Source organism: Oceanospirillum multiglobuliferum, assembly GCF_900167095.1.
Lineage (GTDB): Bacteria > Pseudomonadota > Gammaproteobacteria > Pseudomonadales > Halomonadaceae > Oceanospirillum > Oceanospirillum multiglobuliferum.
In genome coordinates, this window is sequence record NZ_FUXG01000005.1 from 89,025 (window position 1) to 109,201 (window position 20,177).

A 20,177-nucleotide genomic window follows, 5' to 3' on the forward strand; every position below is an offset into this window, starting at 1 on the left:
AGCGCATTTTTTATCGTAAGCGACACCTCTACAATAATTGTAGAGGTGCATGGCTATTACTCACTTTCTGTTTCGCTATTCAACGGCAGCTCAAACCAAAATAGGCTGCCCTCGCCTTCTTGGCTTTCAAAACCAATTTGTCCACCCATAAGTTCAATTACGTTTTTGCAGAACGCAAGGCCTATCCCCGTGCCTTCTATACCACTATTTTCTGCATGAAGGCGATGGAAAGGCTGGAAAACTTCTTCTTTAAGTGCGTCAGGAATACCCATTCCATGATCTATTACATGCACCCGAAGAAGGTTAGAGCCTATTGCAAATAGCTCAACAAAAACCTCTCCATCCGCACGATTATATTTAATCGCGTTGGTGAGCAAATTAATCAACACTTGCTTAACTTTGCCTAAATCAGCATAAACGGAAGGTAAGCTACCAATAGGTGGTATCAGTTGCAGTTGAACAGTATGATCAGCCGCCATCGGTTGTAGCATGCTGATAGACTCTTTTATCAACGGTAGTAGATTAAAGTGAGTTGGATTAAGTAGGTATTGTTTAGCCTCTATCTTCGCGAGGTCTAATACCTCATTGATCAGGTTGAGCAGGTGCCGACCACTGGTTGAAATTTGCTTAGTATACTCTAGCTGCTCTTCGTTGAGCGGCGCCTCATGATCAGACTCCAATAATTGAGCGAAACCGATAATGGCATTTAATGGTGTACGCAATTCGTGGTTCATATTCGACAAAAAGTCTGAGCGTGCTTTAAGCGCTTTTTCCGCCAGCTCTTTTGCCTCTGTCATCACTTTATTTGCTTGCTTGATTGAAGTGATATCCTCTTGCACCGATACAAAGTGGGTAATCTCACCTAGGTCATCATACATCGGGGCGATAGAGGCGATAACCCAGTAATGTTTACCGTCTTTTCGCTTGTTTTTGAACTCATCATACCAACTATTACCGCTGAGTAAGGTGTTCCACATCTTCTGGTAATCAGCTTGTGTTTTCTCACCACCATTAAACAATCGTGGGTTTTGCCCTACCACTTCGCTCAAATTATAACCTGTCATCTGCAACAGCTTAGGGTTCGCATATTCGATCACGCCCTCTTTATTGGTAATCATGACACCAGAGGGGCTGTTATGTACTGCCAATGATAGCTTACGGCGTTCGGCTTCAGCCTGCACTTGCTCTGTAATATCTAGCAATGATGTCACCATTGCAGGTACACCATTGTATTCTGTTTTTGCCGACCGAATCTCCACCACAATTGATGCGCCACCATCAATATCAATACTTTGCAAACAGCTGTGATTACATGACTCTGATAGTCGATGCTCTGAGAACCAATAATGGATAGGGCTATGTAATAATTCAGCTTCTGTTTTTTTAAGCAAACTGAAACAGGCCGCATTAACATCAATAATTTGACCGTGACTGTGCACAAAAATAGCCTCTCGGCTCAGCTCAGATAAACGCTTAAATCGGGTTTTTGCCTCTTGCAGCGCGCTAAGATTAGTCTGCTTCTCTCGATGACTGTCTAATAATAACAAGTAACGCTGGTGAACCGATTTTTGCTGTTGCCAAAGAAAATAAAGCAGTATTAAAGTAATCATGACACCAAGCACGATTAACATTATTGGGTCAGCGCTGTGAGACCAACACAGCCCCAATAGCAGCCAAGGCAGAAGACTTAGAGCCAGAATGGTTTTAAGTGGGCTTTTGGGTGGAGTTAGGTGGGCGTCCATTGCCGTTGCGGTGTCCATGCGGTTATTCGGCAATGGCTTGTGCAAAATTAAAACCCCTTTCAGGTTAAGAGTATCTTTAGAATCTTAGTTGAAAGAGGTATTTTGCATTTATTTTTTACGCTTGCATCCCTATCTGCTGGAAGGCATTGCTTAGATCAAGTTACTTACATAATGTCACCGTTAGTGCCATACCCTGTAGTTGTTAGCTGTGTATAGCGTACTATGCGATCAATGGCCAATAGGCTTGGCTATTTTGGGCTTGTGAAGCAAAGACCAGATCACTTTCCAACGGTTGACCAACATCGCCGTGAAAATTAACGCACACCCTGCTATTTGTAAGAGTGTCATGGTTTCTGATAGCCATAGGGCAGCAAATAGTGCCGTCCAAATCGGCTCTAAAGTCATGATAATGGCGGTATGGCTGGCAGGTGCCATACCTTGTGCACGGGTTTGCAGGTAAAAACGCATACTGGTGGCAATAAAGGCGCTGGCGACTACCCATAGCCAAATCATTGGTGGCTGCTGTAGTTGCCAATCCTCTAAAAAGAATGAGAGTACAAAGGATACCAAACCTGTAATAACCAGCTGCACGGCTGTTAAGGGTAGTGTTGGAATTTTGGCTGCATAGCGGCTGTTTAAGACAAAAAACAGGGCAAAAAGCACCGCTGCGATTAAAAAGAAAACCTCTCCCCAACCAAAGCTAAAATGGCTATCTAAAGAGAGACAGGCTAAGCCCGCCAGCACTACAGGTAGCGATAACCATAACGTTATGCTTGGGCGCTCACCAAACAACCAGCTGACCAGTGGGACTAACACAACGCCTAAACTGGTGAGAAATGCCCCTACGCCAACATGAGACGCGTAATGTAAGCCTAGAATCCAGCACACCATTGCAACGGCAAACACTGAGCCAACAGTGGCGGCTTGTTTTAGCTCTAGTTGATTTAAGCGCCTTAAGCTTTGATACCCTAATAGAACCAACACCAGTGCCGCTAAGCTAAAACGAATGCCCAAAAACAAAACGGGGCTGAGTCCTTGTAGCGCCTCTTTTGAAAATATCCAGCCCGCGCCCGCTAGCAGAGTGGTCAGTACTAACAATAGATCTGCTTGGGTTGATTGTGACATTGTGGTTTGAGACGGCCTCATAGAAGTTCCTTATGGAGGTAGCAGTAGAGACACAATTTGTGTGGAAAGAGATTCACATTTTGTTTTAGAAAAAAGGCATAATAGCACCTCATTTGAATTTGGAATGTAAAGATGAGTATTGAACAAGCGCTGAATGAACGTAGTGGTGGTAAATGTGAGTTATGTTCGGCAGAACAGAATTTGTCGGTCTATGAAGTACCGCCCGTTGACTCTAACTCTGACAAATGTGTTTTAGTTTGCCAAACCTGCCGCGAGCAAATTGAAGGGGCAGATTTAGACCACAACCACTGGCGTTGCCTGTCTGATAGCATGTGGAGTGCGGTACCTGTGGTACAGGTGATGGCATGGCGTATGTTAAACCGTTTAGACTCTGAGCCTTGGGCGCAAGATCTACTAGAAATGCTGTACTTAGATGATGAGTTGCTGGCTTGGGCCAAATCAGGCGCAGCGGCGGCAGACTTTGGTGTTCCGACTTTTGACAGCAATGGCGCTCAATTGGCGGCAGGCGATACGGTGACTCTGATCAAAGACTTAGATGTAAAGGGTACAACTTTTACGGCTAAACGTGGCACATCAGTACGTGGTATCTCTTTAACGGATAATCCTGAGCATATTGAAGGTCGTGTTAACGGTGTACGTATTGTGATCTTGACCAAGTACGTGAAAAAGGCTTAAACCGCTCGCTGATTTAATAATGACGAATCGTCAAAATTATTATTGACGATTCGTCATTATAGTCCTACACTCCCTTTCAACATCAATCCTTTCTCTTTTTTGAGTAAGCTGCATTATGACACCTAGAGTTGCCTCTCCCGATCAAATTGAAGCGCGTGAAATTGAGATCATTCAAGCCGCTGCACAATTAGTTGAAAAAGAAGGCGTCAATGGTTTGACGATCGACAAAGTGGTCGCAGTAGTACCTTATTCAAAAGGTACGGTTTACAACCATTTCAGCAGTAAAGAAGACCTACTAATCGCGCTTTGCATTTATAAACTTAACACCCTTAGCGGTATGTTTGCTCGTGCCAAAGCCTTTAATGGTAGCACCCGTGAGCGCTTGGTTGCTTTTCACATGGCCTACTTTTTATACGCCTTGTTATCTCCTGGGCAAGCGATGGCGGTGCTCTATACCAAGACCCCTGAAATTGAGTGCAAAGCTTCAGAATGTCGTATGGCTCGATTGACAAGTATTGATGGTGAATTACTGAGTATGGTGGTTGAGGTGATGGCCGAGGCACAGGCAAACCAAGAGGTTCACCTGCCTCCTCATTTGAACTTACAGCAAGTGGCCTTTGGCAACTGGTCTATCGCCTTTGGCACAATTGCATTATTGAACTCTCATTTAGACCCTTGCCCCGTTTCGCAAGGTTTATTAATCGACCGAGAGTATTTTAATAACGTCAATGCACTACTTGATGGTTACGGTTTTCAACCTTTAAGTCCCGTGTTTGATTTTCAACACTGCATTGAGCGTCTTTTAAAAGAGGTGTTTGCTGAAGAGGTGGCGCTGTTGGCGCAGCGTGGCCGAACCTTGATGATTTAATTTAAGAAGCAGCTTAAAGCTGCTTTTTTAACCTTATTTTAGTGACGATTCGTCATTAAACCTTAACGGGCACTGAACAAAAAATGCAATGCCCTTAATTTAGAAGCTCAGACAAATAAGAGGATCTTGATCATGTCTGAACGATTTTTTAAAACACTGCTGCACCGCCCGTTACTGACAGTTTTAGCCATGTTAGCCTTGATTGTCTTTGCGGCTATGGGCGCACAAAAGCTGGTCTTCAAAAGTGACTACCGTGTCTTTTTTGGCCCTGAAAACCCACAGCTGCAAGCCTTTGAGGCGATGCAAAAGGTTTATACCAAAAGTGACAACGTAGCTTTTGTGATTGCACCTAAAGATCAGGTAATTTTTAGTCCTGATCATTTAGCGGCGATTCAAAAGATCACCACAGAATCATGGCAGGTGCCCTATTCTACCCGTGTCGACTCTGTTACCAACTACCAATATAGCCACGCTGAAGAAGATGACTTATTGGTAGAGGATTTGGTGTCTGACCCTCAATCGATGGATGCAGCTGAACTACAAGCCGCCCTTAAAATTGCGGTTGAAGATCCTCTGCTACAAAAACGCCTGATTTCGCCATCAGCTCATGTTGCAGTGGTCAACGTGACTTTACAGTTGCCGGGCGTGAACCCTGTTGAGGAAGTGCCTGCGGTTGCCAGTAAAGTGCGCGCCATTCGTGACCAGATTGTGGCGGAACACCCTGATCTTGATGTCATGCTGTCAGGTGTGGTCATGATGAACACCAGCTTTGCTGAAGCTTCTATCAATGACAGTAGTACCCTAGTGCCACTGATGTTCTTAGTGGTGGCGGTTACTATTGGTTTAATGCTTCGCACGGTGACGGGTACTATTTCAAGCGTTGTGATTATCCTCACGACCATTGCGGCTACTATGGGGCTTGCAGGCTGGATGGGGTTCTATCTTACAGGGCCTTCTGCGGCAGCACCTACCGTGATTTTAACCTTGGCAGTAGCCGACTGTATCCATATTCTTGCAACGCTGTTTTATGAGATGCGTCATGGTGTAGAGAAGCGAAAAGCCTTGTTAGACAGTTTGAAAATCAATCTACAGCCCGTGTTTTTGACCAGCGCGACCACTGCGATTGGTTTCTTGGCGATGAACTTCTCTGATTCTCCACCCTTCCGTGATCTAGGTAACATGGTAGCGATGGGTGTGATGATCGCCTTTGTATTATCCATCACCTTATTCCCTGCCTTATTGATGTTGTTGCCGTTACAGGTGAAACAGAAGCAGGAAGAAGACTCCGACATGATGTTAGCGTTAAGTGGCTTTGTGATTCGCAATCGTCGAATATTGCTGCCCGCGATGACCGCCATATTGATTGTGATCTCGCTTTTTGTACCCCGTAACGAGTTGAATGATGACTCGGTTAAGTACTTTGATCAGCGTGTCGAGTTCCGCCAAGCCACCGACTTTATGCAAGATAACCTGAGTGGTATGGCCACCATCGAGCTGTCTTTAGACAGTGGCGTGAGTAGTGGTATCAACAGCCCTGAGTTTCTACAAACGGTCGAAGATTTCAGCAACTGGTTACGTACTCAGCCAGAAACTGAGCATGTGAATACCATTACCGACATCATCAAGCGTCTGAACAAAAACATGCACGGTGATGATCCGTCTTACTATAAGTTGCCTGACAGCCAAGAGCTTGCGGCGCAATATCTGCTGTTATATGAGATGTCGCTGCCTTACGGCTTAGATCTGAACAACCAACTGAATGTTGATAAATCATCAACCCGTATCATTGGTACGTTTAAAAACCTAACCAACAATGAACAGATTGACGTTGAAAACCGCATTGCAGCTTGGTTTGCACAGCACGCACCACAATACCAACTGACGATGGCCAGCCCAACGTTGATGTTTGCTCATATCGGTCAGCGTAATATTATCAGCATGGTAAGCGGTACATTAGTGGCGCTGTTGTTGATCTCTTTACTGCTCGGTTTTGCACTGCGCTCGGTACGTTTTGGTTTAATCAGCTTGTTACCCAATCTGCTACCTGCGGGTGTTGCCTTTGGTATTTGGGGCTTAAGCGTCGGCCAAATTGGCTTAGGTCTGTCGGTTGTTGCCAGTATGACCTTAGGTATTGTGGTAGATGATACCGTTCACTTCTTAAGTAAATACCTCTATGCCCGTCGTAATCGTAACGCCACCAGTGAGCAAGCTGTACAGTATGCTTTTGGCAGTGTAGGGCGCGCATTATGGGTGACCACCTTTGTATTGGTGTGCGGCTTTATGGTATTGGCGCAGTCAACATTCAAAGTGAATGCGGAGATGGGCTTGATGACCGCCATCACCATTTTAATCGCTTTAATTGTCGACTTCTTATTCTTGCCACCTTTATTGATGAAGCTAGATAACGAGAAAAATATCACTTCAACTGATCATTCAGCACAAGGAGCTGCTCATGTCTCTTAAATACCCTTTACTGGCCATCACGCTGACAAGCCTGAGTATCACCAGCACTTTTACTTTGGCAGAAACCGCTGAAGAGAAAGGCCGCAATATCATGATTGAAATGGATAAACGTGATACGGGCTGGCAAGACATGCAAGCGGGCATGCAGATGATTCTACGCAATGCCCAAGGTGAAGAGAGCGTGCGAGAGATTCGCATGAAATCCCTTGAGCAAGAAAATGATGGCGACAAAAGCCTGACCATTTTTGATGAGCCTAAGGATGTGAAAGGTACAGCATTTTTAAGCTTCTCTCATGTCGACAAAGATGATGACCAATGGCTGTATCTGCCTGCGCTGGGTCGTGTAAAGCGTATCTCATCCAGTAATAAGTCTGGCCCATTTATGGGGTCAGAGTTTTCTTATGAGGATATGGGGTCTTTTGAAATTGATAAATACAGCTACAACTTTATCAAAGAAGAGCCTTGCGGTAATTTAACTTGCTTGGTTGTAGAGAGCTTTCCAAAAGACAAAAAATCAGGTTACACCCGTCGCATCAGCTGGGTAGATAACAGCGAATACCGTATGCAAAAGCTCGACTTTTATGACCGCAAAAACAGCTTGTTGAAAACCTTATCTTTTGAAGGCTATCAGCAATATGCAGGTCAATTCTGGCGGGCAGATAAACTAAAAATGCAAAATCATCAGAACGGTAAAAGCACAGAGCTAGTCTGGAGCGGTTATCAGTTTAAATCAGGTTTAGATGATGCCGATTTCAATAAAAACGCCTTAAAACGTGCTCGATAAATAAGGAGCAGGGGATGAGTTTTCAGCAACCTGCTCGGTTTTTGACGGCAGCACTGTTCAGTGCTGCCATCAATACCGCTTGGGCAGATATTGAGTTCAGTGGCAAGGTTGATTTAGAAGCCAGCTTGTTCAGTGAAACCGCCAGTCATAGTCAGCAAAAAGACAGTAATCTGTCTGTTCTGATTCAGCCCCAGTGGGTTTGGCAGGATGAAGACCAAAACAACTTGGTGCAGTTTAGCCCGATGTTGCGTGTTGATCAGAACGACAGCAATCGCAGTCATGGCGACATTCGAGAGTTGTATTGGATTCATGTTCAGAATGACTGGGAGTTACGCACGGGTCTGCGTAAAGAGTTTTGGGGCGTTACCGAGTTTCAGCATCTGGTGGATGTGATTAACCAAACGGATCAAGTCGAAAATGTCAGCGGTGAAGAGAAGCTGGGTCAACCTATGGTTAATCTATCTTTGATTCGTGAAACTGGGATCTGGGATTTTTACCTATTACCAAGCTTTCGTGAACGTACTTTTGCCAGTATTGAAGGCCGACCCTCTTATGGCTTAAATGTCAGTAAAAATGCCACCTATGAAAGTTCAGACAAAGATCGTCATTTAGATGCAGCGATTCGCTGGAGCCAAAACTTTGACTGGCTTGATCTTAGCTTGTCAGCTTTTAAAGGCACAAACCGAGAGCCCGTATTAAAAGCAAGTCTTGAAAATGGGCAAGCTGTTTTAGTACCTCATTATGAGCAGATGACTCAATTTGGTGGTACAGCACAGGTAATTGAGGGTGACTGGCTGCTTAAGCTTGAGCTAATCTATCGTGACAGTAGCAGCACGCAATATAGTGCGATACAGACGGGCTTTGAATATACCCTGTATGCTATTGCTGACAGTGATATTGATCTGGGCTTAATCAGCGAGTATGGCTGGGATGAGCGTGGCAAGTCAGCGACCAGCATCATGCAAAATGACCTGTTTGGTGGCTTACGTTTTGCTTTTAATGATGAAGCAGGTACGGAAATTCTGGCAGGAGTTGGTCGAGATCTTGACTTTGATACGACCAGTTTCAGTGCGGAAGCCAGCCAGCGTTTGAACAATGACTGGAAAATCAGCGGGGAGATGCGCATGGTGGAGGCCAATAACCGTGCAGACCCCTTGTATAGCTTTCGAAAGGATGACTATATAAAAGGCACGTTGAGCTGGTATTTTTAGCGCTTATCTTTAATTAATAATGATATAAGCAAGTTATCTAATCCCTCGTATAATTTCCGAGGGATTTTTTATATAAAAATGATTTGTATCAAGAGTGCTGATGTTTTTGCTACCTAGAAAAAAACCTTTGTTTTAGGGCTGAAAAAAATGGTGTAAGAATATGAGTGGCTTAACAAAAAAATAATATAGAGGTATACAGAAAACTATTTTCCAGTATGATTGTGTATTCTTGTAACATTTTGTATTCAATCTGTAGATTAATTAAAAATGACATCTGATCAAATTTACTTTTTAGCAGTGGCCATGCTTAATTTGGTTTGTGTTTTTGCTTGCTTTGTAGGCAGGGACCCTGACCGTCAGCCTAAGTCTATTTACTTACTAAAAGCAGCTTTCATGGTATATGCCATTAGCTGGTTTCTCTACGTTTTTGAAGATAGCTTTATCTTAGGTTTTCTCTCTAATTTAGCGGCAGTTGCTTTTGTTTGGATAGTAGTGGTGTACAGTTATAAGCGCTGTAACGCTGTTGTGCCTTGGCCTAGGCTACTGTTCATGTTTCTCTTACACGCCATAGTTCACTTATACTTTAGTGTTGGTAATAATCTTGTTGCTCTTCTGCATACAAGCAGTTTTTTTGTACCTATCGCTTTCTTAAATATTGCTTATTTATTTGTGATAGTGAAAAGCACTGTCACTAAACCTGATTTTTACTACGCTATTACTCATATAGTGATGGCTGTGCTTATTATCATGCGCTCAATAACTTTAGAGTTATTCCCTGATTGGTATGCATTTTCTTCAGCATCATCGCAAGTGTTATGGCCGGCCTTTATATTATCAAGTGCAATTTTTGCTATTATGGGGTTTATGGAGGAGTCGCATTACAAGCTGAAACGAACTGTGATTATGGATAAAGTGCGTGCCAGTTAACCCTCTTCTCCAATATGTCATATTCTTTTGCTAGGCTCAGGGTAACGAATTTAGTCCTATTTTACGTTAGCCGTTTATTTGCCCGTTTATGCCAAGTCAAAAAAACTCTCCTGTTCTAATTTTTCTAATTTTTTTACGCCTTGGGTTAACCGCTTTTGGTGGCCCAGTGGCGCATTTAGCTTATTTTCGCCAAACCTTTGTTGAGCAACGTCGATGGCTTTCTGAGCAGAACTATGCCGATTTAGTGGCGCTATGTCAGTTTTTACCGGGGCCTGCCAGTAGCCAAGTAGGCTTGGCTTTAGGGCTAACACAAGGGGGCTACTCTGGGGCTTTTGCCGCATGGCTAGGGTTTACGCTACCTTCTGCCTTAATGCTGACATTGTTGGCGTTAGGGCTTCAAATACAGGCGGATCTTTTTAGTAGTCAGGTTTTACATGCCTTGAAAATTGTCGCCCTTGCAGTGGTGGTACAAGCGGTTTGGGGCATGGGTAAAAGCTTATGTCCTGAAAAACCCCGTATCACGTTAATGATCTTATCAACTTGTATCTGTTTACTTTGGCCCATCGTAACAGTGCAACTGTTGGTATTAGGGCTAGCAGCCATTGTTGGCATTTATTGTTTCAAGCCTGTGCAAACCAAAGATCAAGTTGCGCTTGATGTTCCGTTGAGCACTCAAGCTGGAGTATTTTGGTTGCTGTTGTTTGGCTTGTTGCTGGTGCTTTTGCCGCTATTAGCCTTATGGTTGCCTTTGCCTGCCTTAGAATTGTTCAGTGCTTTTTATCGTGTGGGGTCATTGGTATTTGGCGGTGGGCATGTGGTGTTGCCTTTATTGCAAGCCGAGGTGGTTACAACGGGCTGGGTCAATCAAGAGGTGTTTGTGGCTGGTTACGGTGCAACCCAGGCAGTACCGGGGCCATTGTTCACCTTCGCAGCATTTTTAGGTGCCAGTATGGGTACTGGTATAGCCGCCATTGGAATGGCGGCTATAGGCTTGCTCGCCATATTTTTACCTGCCTTCTTCTTAGTGGCGGGCGTATTACCTTTTTGGCAAAAATTACGCCTTAATTTGAAGCTGCAATCAGCATTAACGGGGTTGAATGCTGCGGTGGTTGGCTTGTTATTAGCGGTACTATATGACCCAATCTGGACTGGTGCCATTCAATCTCCGCAAGACTTTGCTTGGGCTTTGTTGGCCTTTGCCGCGTTAAACTATTGGCGGTTACCTCCTTGGCTTGTTGTACTGGGTGCTGGGGCGGTAGGTTTACTGGCCTGAAGGGTGAATTACTCCACCCAGCCGATAATATGCAGCTCCATCTCTTCTTCGGGCACCACTTGGGCGCTAATTGCTCGGCGGCGGATGCTTTGGCGTGCTTTATGGATACTGTCTGCTTTGCCACTGACCAAATGATGCCACTCAGGCAAGGGTTGCCCATCTTTCACCAAGCGATAAGCACAGGTTGAAGGCAACCAGCTGAACGCCTCTTCATGCTCGGGTGTCAGTTTGATACAGCTTGGAATACGTGTTTGACGATTAGGATAATCATTGCAACGACACTGCATAATATCCAACAACTCACAGGCGACATCGGTGTAATACACCGTGCCATCTTCATCATCTTCCAGCTTATGTAGGCAGCATTTGGCGCAGCCATCGCACAGAGACTCCCACTCCTCTGTACTCAGTTGCTGTAGGGTTTTGGTTTCCCAAAAGCGCGCTGTTTGGCTCATCTTAGTACTTGCCCTCGGTTGGTGCGCTGTAAGCATTCAGTAAGCTGTCATCTTTCTTGGGTGGCATTTGCAAGTAAAAGCCTTTCTCACGAATTTCTCTTAGTACGTCACCGACTTCCGCCCGCGCTAACTTTTTCTCTTCCGTCAGCAGCAATACCATCGCAGGTTTAGGAGTGCCAAACATCTCCAGCAAAGCCTCTGGTACACGGGTCAAACCCTCTTTCTTATCAACGTATAGATACATTTCATCTTTGCGGGGACTTTTGAAAATTTCGCAGATCAATTTCACGGTATAACCTCAAAGCGGTTGGAAAACCTCGCCATTAGTCGAAAAACCAACATAAGGCGATCAAGCAATTTAGTAGAACAGGGGGCGTTTTTGATTTAATCACGGCAAGGGCTGAATTATGCCCTACGACCCGTAGGTAAGCCAGAATTCTCATGGTGTTTAAAAATCTTGTCGTTTCAAGTGGTGTGTTGTTGGTTAGGCTTGTTTTTGAGTCAGATGGTTAGAATGTGCTCTATTATGTGCGGGAGGGCTTACTTGTGGAGGGTGTGCAAAGTCTTTGCGATAAAAGTGATATTGCCAGTAAAAACAATAGGATGAGAGTTTTTCGGTGTATCCTGAATAAATACTATTAATCTATAAGATGGCTTAGTCAATAATAACGCACTTTTTATGCTTATCACTCTGAGCATGCCATCGTGGTGTAACGCTTTCGGCCTTTTTAAGGAATATCATGCTGTTTTTCAGCCCTGAATTATTATTGCTTAGCCTTTGGTTAGGCTTAGCTTTAGATTATTTTTTAGGTGAGCCTAGGCGATGGAACCCGCTGGTGGGCTTTGGTTTTTTGGCAAGTCAATTAGAGCTGCGCTTGAACTCGCCTTCATCTCCATCTTCAACCATTATTCTAAGAGTAAAGGGATGCTTCGCATGGGGCACTCTAGTTTTACCTATACCTCTTGTGCTTTTGGTTGGGGGATATTGGACTAGTGCTCAGGGTGATGATGTACTGTTGTGGGGTATCTGGCTGTTGATCAATGGCTTGCTGCTTTGGTTTGCTGTTGGTGCAAAAAGTTTGATACAGCATTTAGAACAGATTAAACGACCTTTGGAAAAAGGTGACTTGGACGAGGCGCGAACAAAGGTAAGTTGGATTGTTAGTCGAGATACCCGTGATATGGATGAGCACCGAGTAACCCGTGCGGCAATTGAGTCTGGTTTAGAGAATGGCAGTGATGCGATTTATGCGCCACTGTTTTGGTTTTTGATTGGAGGTGCTCCGCTGGTTTTGCTCTATCGTTTTGCCAATACTCTGGATGCGATGTGGGGGTATAAAACAGAGCGTTATCTATCCTTTGGCTGGGCGGCTGCACGTATTGATGATCTGTTAAACTGGCTGCCAGCTCGTTTCTGCGCCTTTATCTATGCTCTTTCTGGGGTGTTTAGCGGTGCTTTGCATTGTTGGTATAAGCAAGGTTCAACTTGGGAAAGTCCAAATGCGGGGCCTGTTATGGCGGCAGGTGCTGGCGCTTTGCAGGTTTTATTAGGTGGCGGTGATTACTATCATGGCCATTGGAAAGCCCGTCCGCCCTTAGGTTGTGGTCACAAACCCAATACAGCAGACTTACAGCGCACAATACAACTGCTTAAAAAGGCGCTGGGTATTTGGTTGTTGTTAGTCTCGGGGGGATTATTGGCCCTTATAGCTGTCCAAGGCAGTGTGAGTTTTGGGTTGAAAGGGTTTTTATGAGTAGAGTTGAAGAGACCGTGCAGCCCCCTGTACATGGGGGGAACTTAGCTTACGCTAAAGCGAAGTGGCCTAGCGCACCAGAGCCTTGGCTTGATTTGTCTGCTGCACTTAACCCAATCCCTTGGCCTATTCCCAATATTCCCCCTCATTACTATCAAAATTTACCTGATATTGACTATTTAAGCCTAAGGCAGGCTGCTGCGAATTATTACCATCAGCCCTGTTTATGGCCTGTTAGTGGTACTCAACAGTTGATTGAGTGTTTGCCAAGACTACGAGCACGCTCTGTGGTTGCTGTGCCGGAGGTTGGTTATGCCGAGCATGAGTGGTGTTGGCAAAAAGCAGGTCATAAGGTGTTGCGTTATAGTACTGACCAAGTAGAGCTGTTGCTGAGTCAGTGTGATGTGCTGGTGGTGATTAATCCAAATAATCCAACGGGAGAATTGATTAGCCTTAGCCAGTTGCGGTCTTGGCACCAGCAGCTACAAGCTAAAGGTGGCTGGTTAGTGGTTGATGAAGCTTTTATTGATAGCTTTCCTTTAGAGCAGCAACAACTGTCTATGGCAAGTTATGTCAATCAGCCTGGGCTGATTGTTTTAAAGTCTATTGGTAAGTTTTTTGGTTTGGCAGGTATTCGCAGTGGTTTTGTTCTAGCAGAAGAGGGCTTGCTCTCTCAAGTTAAACAGTATTTAGGGCCTTGGCACCTAAATGGCATATCCGCCTATTTAACTGAGCGGTTATTAGAGGACTTGCCTTGGCATCAATGCTGTAGAGAGCAGTTGGCTTTGCTGTCTTATGCACTGTCACAAAAGCTGGCGCAGCAGGGTTTTGTGATAGTGGGGCAAACACCGCTGTTTGTTACAGTGCTTCATTTAAATGCCAAACAAGTGCATGCAGCACTTGCTGAACAAGGGATTTGGGTACGTTTATTTGAAGACTTGAATTGGCTACGTTTCGGATTGCCTGCAAATACCGAGCAAAGCCTGCGTTTACAGCAGGCTTTGCAGAAGATAGAGAATATTAAGCTGGGCAATTAACGATGGATGAGCACTTCGCTTAAATAGAGCTGTATCGGCTCTAACGCGCTTTTTAAGGCGCTGAACTTTATTGCAATCTCTGCGGTATCTTTTGCTTTAAAGGCTTGCTCTAAGTCTATGGCCGCTTGCTCTGCATTAAAGAAGGCAAATGTGCCTAATAGCCCTTTAATGGTATGCAAAAGCCGTGCAGCTTGCTCAAATTGTTCTACCTGATTGAGCTGTGCTTCTAGTGTGGGTAGAAGATCAAAATAGCTGAGCTGAAAATCTTGTAGTAGGTCGGCAAAGAGCTCTTCATCACCGCCCATTTTTCTAAGTCCTTCTTCTAAATCGCAGTCCGGTATAGCCTTTAGCCAATGGTATTGTGTTGTGGTCTCAGCTGTTTCAGATTCTGCAAGTGCAGTTGTATTTGCCATTGGTTCTAATGGGTTGTCTGAGCAAGCCGAAGTTGATCTAGGCTTTATCCAGTGCAATAAGACTCTATTTAAATGCTCAGGGTCTACAGGCTTACTAATATGGTCGTTCATGCCGGACTCTAAGCTGAGTTCTTTATCTCCAGACATCGCGTTTGCGGTTATTGCAACAATGGGGAAGTCTAATAACTGCAACTCCTCTCGAATTGCTTTTGCTGTTTGATAGCCGTCAAGAACAGGCATTTGAATATCACAGAGTAGAAGGTCAAAGTGTTGGCTTTTAAGATACTCAAGTGCCTCCCAGCCATTGTTGGCGACGGTTACTTCTAAGCCGAGGCGTTGCAAAAGTTCACAGGCAACTTGTTGGTTAATTAAGTTGTCCTCTGCCAGTAGCACATGAGCTCCTGCAATTCGTGACAGTTGCAGTGCAATATCTTGCTGAGCATGACTTTTGTCTAGTTTGGTAATCTGGGCAACACCGAATAAATCAGCAATGCTGTCTAATAACACAGATGGATTGACTGGCTTTAGTAGTAGGCCTGAGATACCTTGTTGCTGTTTTAACCAGTCAATACTTTGCCGTCCGTGTGCTGTGATCAGTAGGTTTTTTGTGTGCTGAGCGTTAGGAATTGCTGCATATTGTGCAATAAGTGTAGTGCCGTCTATGTCAGGCATCTGCCAGTCGATACAACTCAAGTCGTAAGGCTGCCCTTGTTCAAGTGCTGTTTTGAGTTTCTCTAAGGCTTCAGGCGCTGATGCAGCTAAATCAACTTGATAGCCAAAGCTGAGGATCATTTTCTCCATGATGCTGCGAGCGTGTGCATTGTCATCTACAACCAGTACTTTTAGTTCTGGCAAGCTATCAAGGTTAATAGGTTTTTGGGCAACATCTGTTTGAACGCCACAGCTGATAGTAAAGGTAAAAACACTGCCCTTGCCTTCGGTGCTGTTCACTTCAATATGACCACCCATCATTGTGGTCAAGTGTTTGCAAATAGCCAAACCTAGGCCTGTACCGCCAAATCGACGGGTGGTTGAACCATCTGCTTGTGAGAATGGGCGGAATAAATTGCCCATTTGTTCTTGGCTCATGCCGATGCCTGTATCACTGATGGTGAACTTTAGCGTAACGGTTGTATCAGTGTTGTTTATGGCCTCTGCTTCAACCAATACTTCGCCATAATGAGTGAACTTGACGGCATTGGTACATAAATTCAGCAAAACTTGGCTTAAACGTAGCGCATCGCCAATTAGTAAACGTGGGATACTGGTTGGAAAAGAGAAGAGAAGCTCAAGCCCTTTTTCCTCGGCCTTAATGCAAAGCATTTTGCCTAAGTGGTCAATCACTTTATCTAGATCAAATGGCTCTGACTCTAAGCTCAGCTTACCCGCTTCAATTTTAGAGAAATCTAGAATATCGTTGATAATACCTAGCAAACCGTTAGCGGATTCGTGAATGGTTTCTAAGTAACTGGCCTGAAGTGATTGTGGGTCGTGCTCAAACGCCAACTGGCTTAACCCTATAATCGCATTCATTGGTGTACGAATCTCATGGCTCATATTGGCAAGAAAGTCACTTTTCATCTGGTTGGCTTTATCAGCTTCAACTTTGGCCGCTTTTAATTCTCGCTCCACCTCTTTTCTTAGCGTTGAATCAGTGATAGTTAATATAATGCCGCCATCGGACAATGGGGTGCAGTGTACATCTAAGCTCTTACCACTGGATAATTGGCGTTGGTAATCACTATTGATATAACCTTTTAGATTATTGATAGCTTCTCTTAGCAAGACTGTTTTATCCCCCTCACCTAAATCACCTCGCTCAATCATGTAGCGGAAGATATCTTCTAGTGATCGGCCTTTTTGACATAGTGTCGCGGGGAGGTTCATCAGCTTGCGATAAGGTGTGTTGGCGAACTCAACGATAAAGTCTTTGTTAAGCTTTAATACACCGTTTGGTTGGTTTTCTAAAATCAGATCCTGTTCGTTTAATGTTTCGCTTAACTTGTTTTCAGCTACCTTTAGGGCTGTGATATCTCTTCCCTCTGGTAGCAATAAGGCGACATTGCCTTCATTGTCAAAAATAGGGGTTAAAGTGAAGTCAATATAGATCAATGTCCCTTCTAAGGTTTGATGCGTTATTTCAAAGTGGGAGCCAAGGCCCTGCCCTGCACTGATGATGGCTTGTTTGATTTTTTCTTGCTGTTGTTTATCGTGTGACCACCAGCTCCCCTCCCAAAAGAGCAAGCTATTTGTAACTGTATGCTCAAATGCGATAAGGTTTTTAGCAGCCTGATTAATCAGCAATATTTCACCTTTTGGGTTTAATAGCGCCATCATTTCAGAGGAGTTGTTCATTACTGCATTGAAGTAATTAGTTGTAGTTTGTAGCGCTTTTTCATTGGTTTTTTGTACGCTGATATCTCGGACAATTCCTGTATAGAACACTTCGTCATGCACGACAACTTCGCTAACGGCAAGGTAAAGTGGAAGTGTCTCGCCTGTCTTTCTAAGACCAACTACTTCACGCCCTGTACCTACTATGCTTTGTGTACTTTGTGCTACAGGTTGGTCGGCAGTGTTGCGCTTTTTAAGATGTTTGCTCAGGTAGCTATCATGCTTGCTACGATCAGCCTCAGGCATCAGTATACTGATATTCTGCCCAATCACTTCTGATTTACTATAACCAAAGATACGCTCGGCAGCTGGATTGAAATCAATAACCAACCCTTTGGTATCAATAGATATCATGCCGTCAACGGTCATCTCTAAGATGGCTTTTAGTCGATTTTCTCCGGCAGAGTTTGCGTCAGGTTCAGATGAGGAGGAAGAGTGGGGATGGCGATTTTTGATAACAAATACAGTAGCTAGAACAGTGCCTGCTAATAAAATGGCGCAATCAAACAACGACAGTGCTAACAACACAAGACAACTCCTGTTCTCTATTCAGGTTGTTATTCAAACAAAATATTCACTACAGAGACAGTAGCGAGTATAGGTTTAAATTACGGAGCTTGCTCAGTGTCTCTATATTTTTGAGTCCCCAAGCAGCGTACAAAAATGAGCCAGCCTTGGCTCACTTTTTACAAAGAAATGTTTAGCCATAAGGGTTAAACATCATAACCAGTAACATCAATGCACCTAGTACTAATAGAATATCAACCACCCAGCGAGCAGGCGTTTTTTTAGGTTTACGACGGGCAGACACTGGTGCTGGTGTGTCTGTCTTTCCACGTTGATTACGAGCACTTGGGCGCTCTCGCTCTTTACTGGGGCGAGGGCGTCCAGATTTCATTTTTCGCAGTTCTTCCTTGCGCTGCTTTTCTTCATGCTCATGTTTTCGCCTAAGGGCATCTTCCTTAAGCTTTTGCATGTTGGCCATTCAAAACCCCAGTACCTAAAGCTGCTGTTTACACGCCAGCCGCTTGTCGAGTGATCTAATATACTAAATAAGCTGAATTATTTGGTATTTTCAGGTTTTTAACAACCTTTTACGATCTCATAACACGGGTTATATACCGTGCCCGGCAGTTTCATGCGCTGCTGTTGTACAAAAGATTTTAATAACTCGTCTAATGGCGCCATAATTTCGGGACTGCCATTGATCTGAAATGGGCCATATTTCTCAATGGCAATAATCCCCGGTGCTTTTACATTTCCTGCAACAATACCAGAGAATACACGCCTTAAATTAGCAGCTAACTCATGAGGTGGTTGCTCTAGGTGAATGTTAAGCCCAGCCATGTTCTCGTGGCTTGGTTCAAATGGCATTTGAAACGCTTCGCTAATTTTTAGGCGCCAGTTAAAGTAAAAGGCATCATTTTGAGCACGGCGGAAATTTTCAACCTCAATAATGCCTGTTTGCATCGCCTTAGCAACTGCTGCGGGATCATCTACAATAATTTGATAGCGCTTCTGTGCTTTTTCACCCAGTGTTAAACCGATAAATTGATCAATTTTTTGCCAGTACGCTTTGCTGTTGGAAGGCCCTGTGAAGATAACAGGGAATGGCAGCGTGTCATTTTCAGGGTTTAGCAGTATGCCCAATAGATATAAGATCTCTTCTGCTGTACCTGCCCCGCCGGGAAATACAATAATACCGTGACCAATTCGTACAAAGGCTTCTAAGCGTTTTTCGATATCAGGCAATATCACCAACTCGTTGACTATAGGATTGGGTGATTCTGCGGCAATAATACCGGGCTCAGATATGCCTAAGTAACGGCCATTGCTAATGCGCTGCTTAGCGTGGGCCAAGTTTGCGCCTTTCATTGGGCCTTTCATGGCACCTGGCCCACAGCCCGTGCAGATATTCATGGCTCTTAGGCCAAGCTCATGCCCCACCTCTTTGGTATAGCGATACTCTTCTCGGCTGATCGAATGGCCACCCCAGCATACAACAAGGTTGGGTTTGCGATTAGGCTTAAGTGCTCGGGCATTACGCAAAATGTGGAAGATAGCATTGGTAATGCCATCCGTGTCATGAAGATTAAAACGCTTACTGTGTTGAATCTCGTTGCTGACGTACACTATATCTCGCAGCACCGCAGAAAGGTGCTCACGGATACCCCGTATCATCTCTCCTTCCACAAATGCTGTTTCAGGTGCCTGTGTAAGCTTGAGCTTTACACCTCTATCTTGCTGTAATACCTCAATATCAAACAGTTTGTGCTGTTCTAATACCGCTTTACTGTCATCTGTGTGGCTACCGCAATTAAGAACGGCTAAGGCACAACCGCGTAATAAGTCATACTGGCCATTCTCTGCCGTACATTTTAGGCGATTGACCTCATCTTGAGATAAAACCTCTAAGCTACCTTCAGGCGATACAATAATGTCGATGCCTGTACCTGTGCTAGTTTGAGTCATAATCTTTCCCCTTTATGCATTGTTACAAAGCAGAGCAATAGATAACGATAAACAAGAGACAAAAGCGGGGTTGAGTTGATGTCTACTGGCCCGCTTTTTCGATTGCGCTCTGCCAAAGTGTCATTATTTGCTTTTGGTCATTAATGCTTAACTTGTCATCAGCAAATACTTGTTCTAGCCAGTCTGTGAAGCATTGATCGAAATGTGGCTGTGGCTCGACATACTCTGCTACTAGTGTCAGTTGAGGAATAAGGTAGCCTAAGGCAAATAGCTCATCCTCCGCTGCTGATTTTTCCATCTCTCTTAGTATATGGCTGAGTTTGTCTGCGCGCTCGATAAAAGAGTCCATTTGATAACCTACTGTTTCAAAACATATTTACTGATTTCTTATATGACATCAGCTGCGCGTAATGCGCAAGTGAAAATGCAATAAAGTAGAGTATTTTTGTCGGGATAGTCCATTGGTCTAATGTGTTTGGAGCGCTTTTAACATTGCTTATCAAGATGATCAAAAAGGCCCTTTTTAGCTAACCCCTTAATACGCCTAGCCTTCCAGTCGGTAG

Annotated in this window: 17 protein-coding genes; 9 read left to right on the plus strand and 8 right to left on the minus strand. The window is 44.3% G+C overall.

The features are described 5' to 3' along the window. Positions 1-56: 56 nt before the first annotated feature. Positions 57-1,787 (minus strand): sensor histidine kinase, encoded by a 1,731-nt coding sequence (locus B5D26_RS05200; protein WP_139776613.1) that lies wholly within the window; start codon positions 1,785-1,787, stop codon positions 57-59. Between the two features lie 183 nt (positions 1,788-1,970). Next, positions 1,971-2,888: a DMT family transporter gene (locus B5D26_RS05205; protein ID WP_234985193.1), complete on the minus strand. Its 918-nt coding sequence runs from the start codon at positions 2,886-2,888 to the stop codon at positions 1,971-1,973. Positions 2,889-2,999: 111 nt separating this feature from the next. On the opposite strand from B5D26_RS05205, the gene B5D26_RS05210 reads away from it, so the two are divergent. The 7 genes from B5D26_RS05210 (at position 3,000) to chrA (ending at position 11,089) form a co-directional block, all read left to right on the plus strand. Then, a complete protein-coding gene (locus B5D26_RS05210) occupies positions 3,000-3,563 on the plus strand; it encodes a PhnA domain-containing protein (RefSeq protein WP_078744666.1) in 564 nt (187 codons plus the stop codon). 115 nt (positions 3,564-3,678) lie between these two features. Next, positions 3,679-4,431, plus strand: a complete 753-nt coding sequence (locus B5D26_RS05215; protein WP_078744667.1) for a TetR/AcrR family transcriptional regulator — start codon at positions 3,679-3,681, stop codon at positions 4,429-4,431. A gap of 132 nt (positions 4,432-4,563) precedes the next feature. After that, positions 4,564-6,894 (plus strand): efflux RND transporter permease subunit, encoded by a 2,331-nt coding sequence (locus B5D26_RS05220; protein WP_078744668.1) that lies wholly within the window; start codon positions 4,564-4,566, stop codon positions 6,892-6,894. Beyond that, complete coding sequence (locus B5D26_RS05225) at positions 6,884-7,678, plus strand: outer membrane lipoprotein-sorting protein (RefSeq protein ID WP_078744669.1); 795 nt, start codon at positions 6,884-6,886, stop codon at positions 7,676-7,678. The genes B5D26_RS05220 and B5D26_RS05225 overlap by 11 nt, the downstream gene beginning before the upstream one ends. Positions 7,679-7,692: 14 nt before the next feature. Then, positions 7,693-8,889, plus strand: coding sequence for a hypothetical protein (locus B5D26_RS05230; RefSeq protein ID WP_078744670.1), 1,197 nt, complete (start codon positions 7,693-7,695; stop codon positions 8,887-8,889). 267 nt (positions 8,890-9,156) lie between these two features. Next, on the plus strand, positions 9,157-9,816 hold the full coding sequence (locus B5D26_RS05235; RefSeq protein ID WP_078744671.1) for a hypothetical protein: 660 nt from the start codon (positions 9,157-9,159) through the stop codon (positions 9,814-9,816). A gap of 88 nt (positions 9,817-9,904) precedes the next feature. After that, positions 9,905-11,089: a chromate efflux transporter gene (gene chrA, locus B5D26_RS05240; protein ID WP_078744672.1), complete on the plus strand. Its 1,185-nt coding sequence runs from the start codon at positions 9,905-9,907 to the stop codon at positions 11,087-11,089. Positions 11,090-11,097: 8 nt separating this feature from the next. Here the strand turns inward: chrA and B5D26_RS05245 are convergent, their stop codons facing one another. Both B5D26_RS05245 and B5D26_RS05250 read right to left on the minus strand, forming a co-directional pair. Continuing rightward, positions 11,098-11,544, minus strand: coding sequence for a YcgN family cysteine cluster protein (locus B5D26_RS05245; protein ID WP_078744673.1), 447 nt, complete (start codon positions 11,542-11,544; stop codon positions 11,098-11,100). Between the two features lies 1 nt (position 11,545). Then, positions 11,546-11,833 carry a YcgL domain-containing protein gene (locus B5D26_RS05250; RefSeq protein WP_268808390.1) on the minus strand — a complete coding sequence of 96 codons (288 nt, stop codon included), beginning with the start codon at positions 11,831-11,833 and terminating at the stop codon, positions 11,546-11,548. A 451-nt stretch (positions 11,834-12,284) separates the two neighbouring features. On the opposite strand from B5D26_RS05250, the gene cbiB reads away from it, so the two are divergent. Both cbiB and cobD read left to right on the plus strand, forming a co-directional pair. Further along, positions 12,285-13,298: an adenosylcobinamide-phosphate synthase CbiB gene (gene cbiB, locus B5D26_RS05255; protein ID WP_078744674.1), complete on the plus strand. Its 1,014-nt coding sequence runs from the start codon at positions 12,285-12,287 to the stop codon at positions 13,296-13,298. Further along, the gene (gene cobD / locus B5D26_RS05260; RefSeq protein WP_078744675.1) at positions 13,295-14,335 is read left to right on the plus strand and encodes a threonine-phosphate decarboxylase CobD; all 1,041 of its coding nucleotides are present in this window, start codon (positions 13,295-13,297) and stop codon (positions 14,333-14,335) included. Before cbiB ends, cobD begins: the two co-directional genes overlap by 4 nt. Here cobD and B5D26_RS05265 read toward each other — a convergent pair. From B5D26_RS05265 to B5D26_RS05280, 4 genes are all read right to left on the minus strand, one after another. After that, positions 14,332-17,670: a response regulator gene (locus B5D26_RS05265; protein ID WP_078744676.1), complete on the minus strand. Its 3,339-nt coding sequence runs from the start codon at positions 17,668-17,670 to the stop codon at positions 14,332-14,334. The two genes, cobD and B5D26_RS05265, sit on opposite strands and share 4 nt — an antisense overlap. A 172-nt stretch (positions 17,671-17,842) precedes the next feature. Further along, positions 17,843-18,127, minus strand: coding sequence for a hypothetical protein (locus tag B5D26_RS05270; protein ID WP_078744677.1), 285 nt, complete (start codon positions 18,125-18,127; stop codon positions 17,843-17,845). Between the two features lie 98 nt (positions 18,128-18,225). Beyond that, entirely contained in the window at positions 18,226-19,614 is a 1,389-nt protein-coding gene (ppnN, locus tag B5D26_RS05275) for a nucleotide 5'-monophosphate nucleosidase PpnN (RefSeq protein WP_078744678.1), read from the minus strand. An 82-nt stretch (positions 19,615-19,696) separates the two neighbouring features. Next, the gene (locus B5D26_RS05280) at positions 19,697-19,963 is read right to left on the minus strand and encodes a YfcL family protein (RefSeq protein WP_078744679.1); all 267 of its coding nucleotides are present in this window, start codon (positions 19,961-19,963) and stop codon (positions 19,697-19,699) included. Between the last annotated feature and the right edge of the window lie 214 nt (positions 19,964-20,177).

Bases quoted from the DNA above. Each gene is read 5' to 3' on its own strand.
- B5D26_RS05205 (WP_234985193.1), bottom strand. From the start codon at position 2,888: ATGAGGCCGTCTCAAACCACAATGTCACAATCAACCCAAGCAGATCTA.
- B5D26_RS05210 (WP_078744666.1), top strand. From the start codon at position 3,000: ATGAGTATTGAACAAGCGCTGAATGAACGTAGTGGTGGTAAATGTGAG.
- B5D26_RS05215 (WP_078744667.1), top strand. From the start codon at position 3,679: ATGACACCTAGAGTTGCCTCTCCCGATCAAATTGAAGCGCGTGAAATT.
- B5D26_RS05220 (WP_078744668.1), top strand. From the start codon at position 4,564: ATGTCTGAACGATTTTTTAAAACACTGCTGCACCGCCCGTTACTGACA.
- B5D26_RS05225 (WP_078744669.1), top strand. From the start codon at position 6,884: ATGTCTCTTAAATACCCTTTACTGGCCATCACGCTGACAAGCCTGAGT.
- B5D26_RS05230 (WP_078744670.1), top strand. From the start codon at position 7,693: ATGAGTTTTCAGCAACCTGCTCGGTTTTTGACGGCAGCACTGTTCAGT.
- B5D26_RS05235 (WP_078744671.1), top strand. From the start codon at position 9,157: ATGACATCTGATCAAATTTACTTTTTAGCAGTGGCCATGCTTAATTTG.
- chrA (WP_078744672.1), top strand. From the start codon at position 9,905: ATGCCAAGTCAAAAAAACTCTCCTGTTCTAATTTTTCTAATTTTTTTA.
- B5D26_RS05245 (WP_078744673.1), bottom strand. From the start codon at position 11,544: ATGAGCCAAACAGCGCGCTTTTGGGAAACCAAAACCCTACAGCAACTG.
- cbiB (WP_078744674.1), top strand. From the start codon at position 12,285: ATGCTGTTTTTCAGCCCTGAATTATTATTGCTTAGCCTTTGGTTAGGC.
- cobD (WP_078744675.1), top strand. From the start codon at position 13,295: ATGAGTAGAGTTGAAGAGACCGTGCAGCCCCCTGTACATGGGGGGAAC.
- B5D26_RS05270 (WP_078744677.1), bottom strand. From the start codon at position 18,127: ATGGCCAACATGCAAAAGCTTAAGGAAGATGCCCTTAGGCGAAAACAT.
- ppnN (WP_078744678.1), bottom strand. From the start codon at position 19,614: ATGACTCAAACTAGCACAGGTACAGGCATCGACATTATTGTATCGCCT.
- B5D26_RS05280 (WP_078744679.1), bottom strand. From the start codon at position 19,963: ATGGACTCTTTTATCGAGCGCGCAGACAAACTCAGCCATATACTAAGA.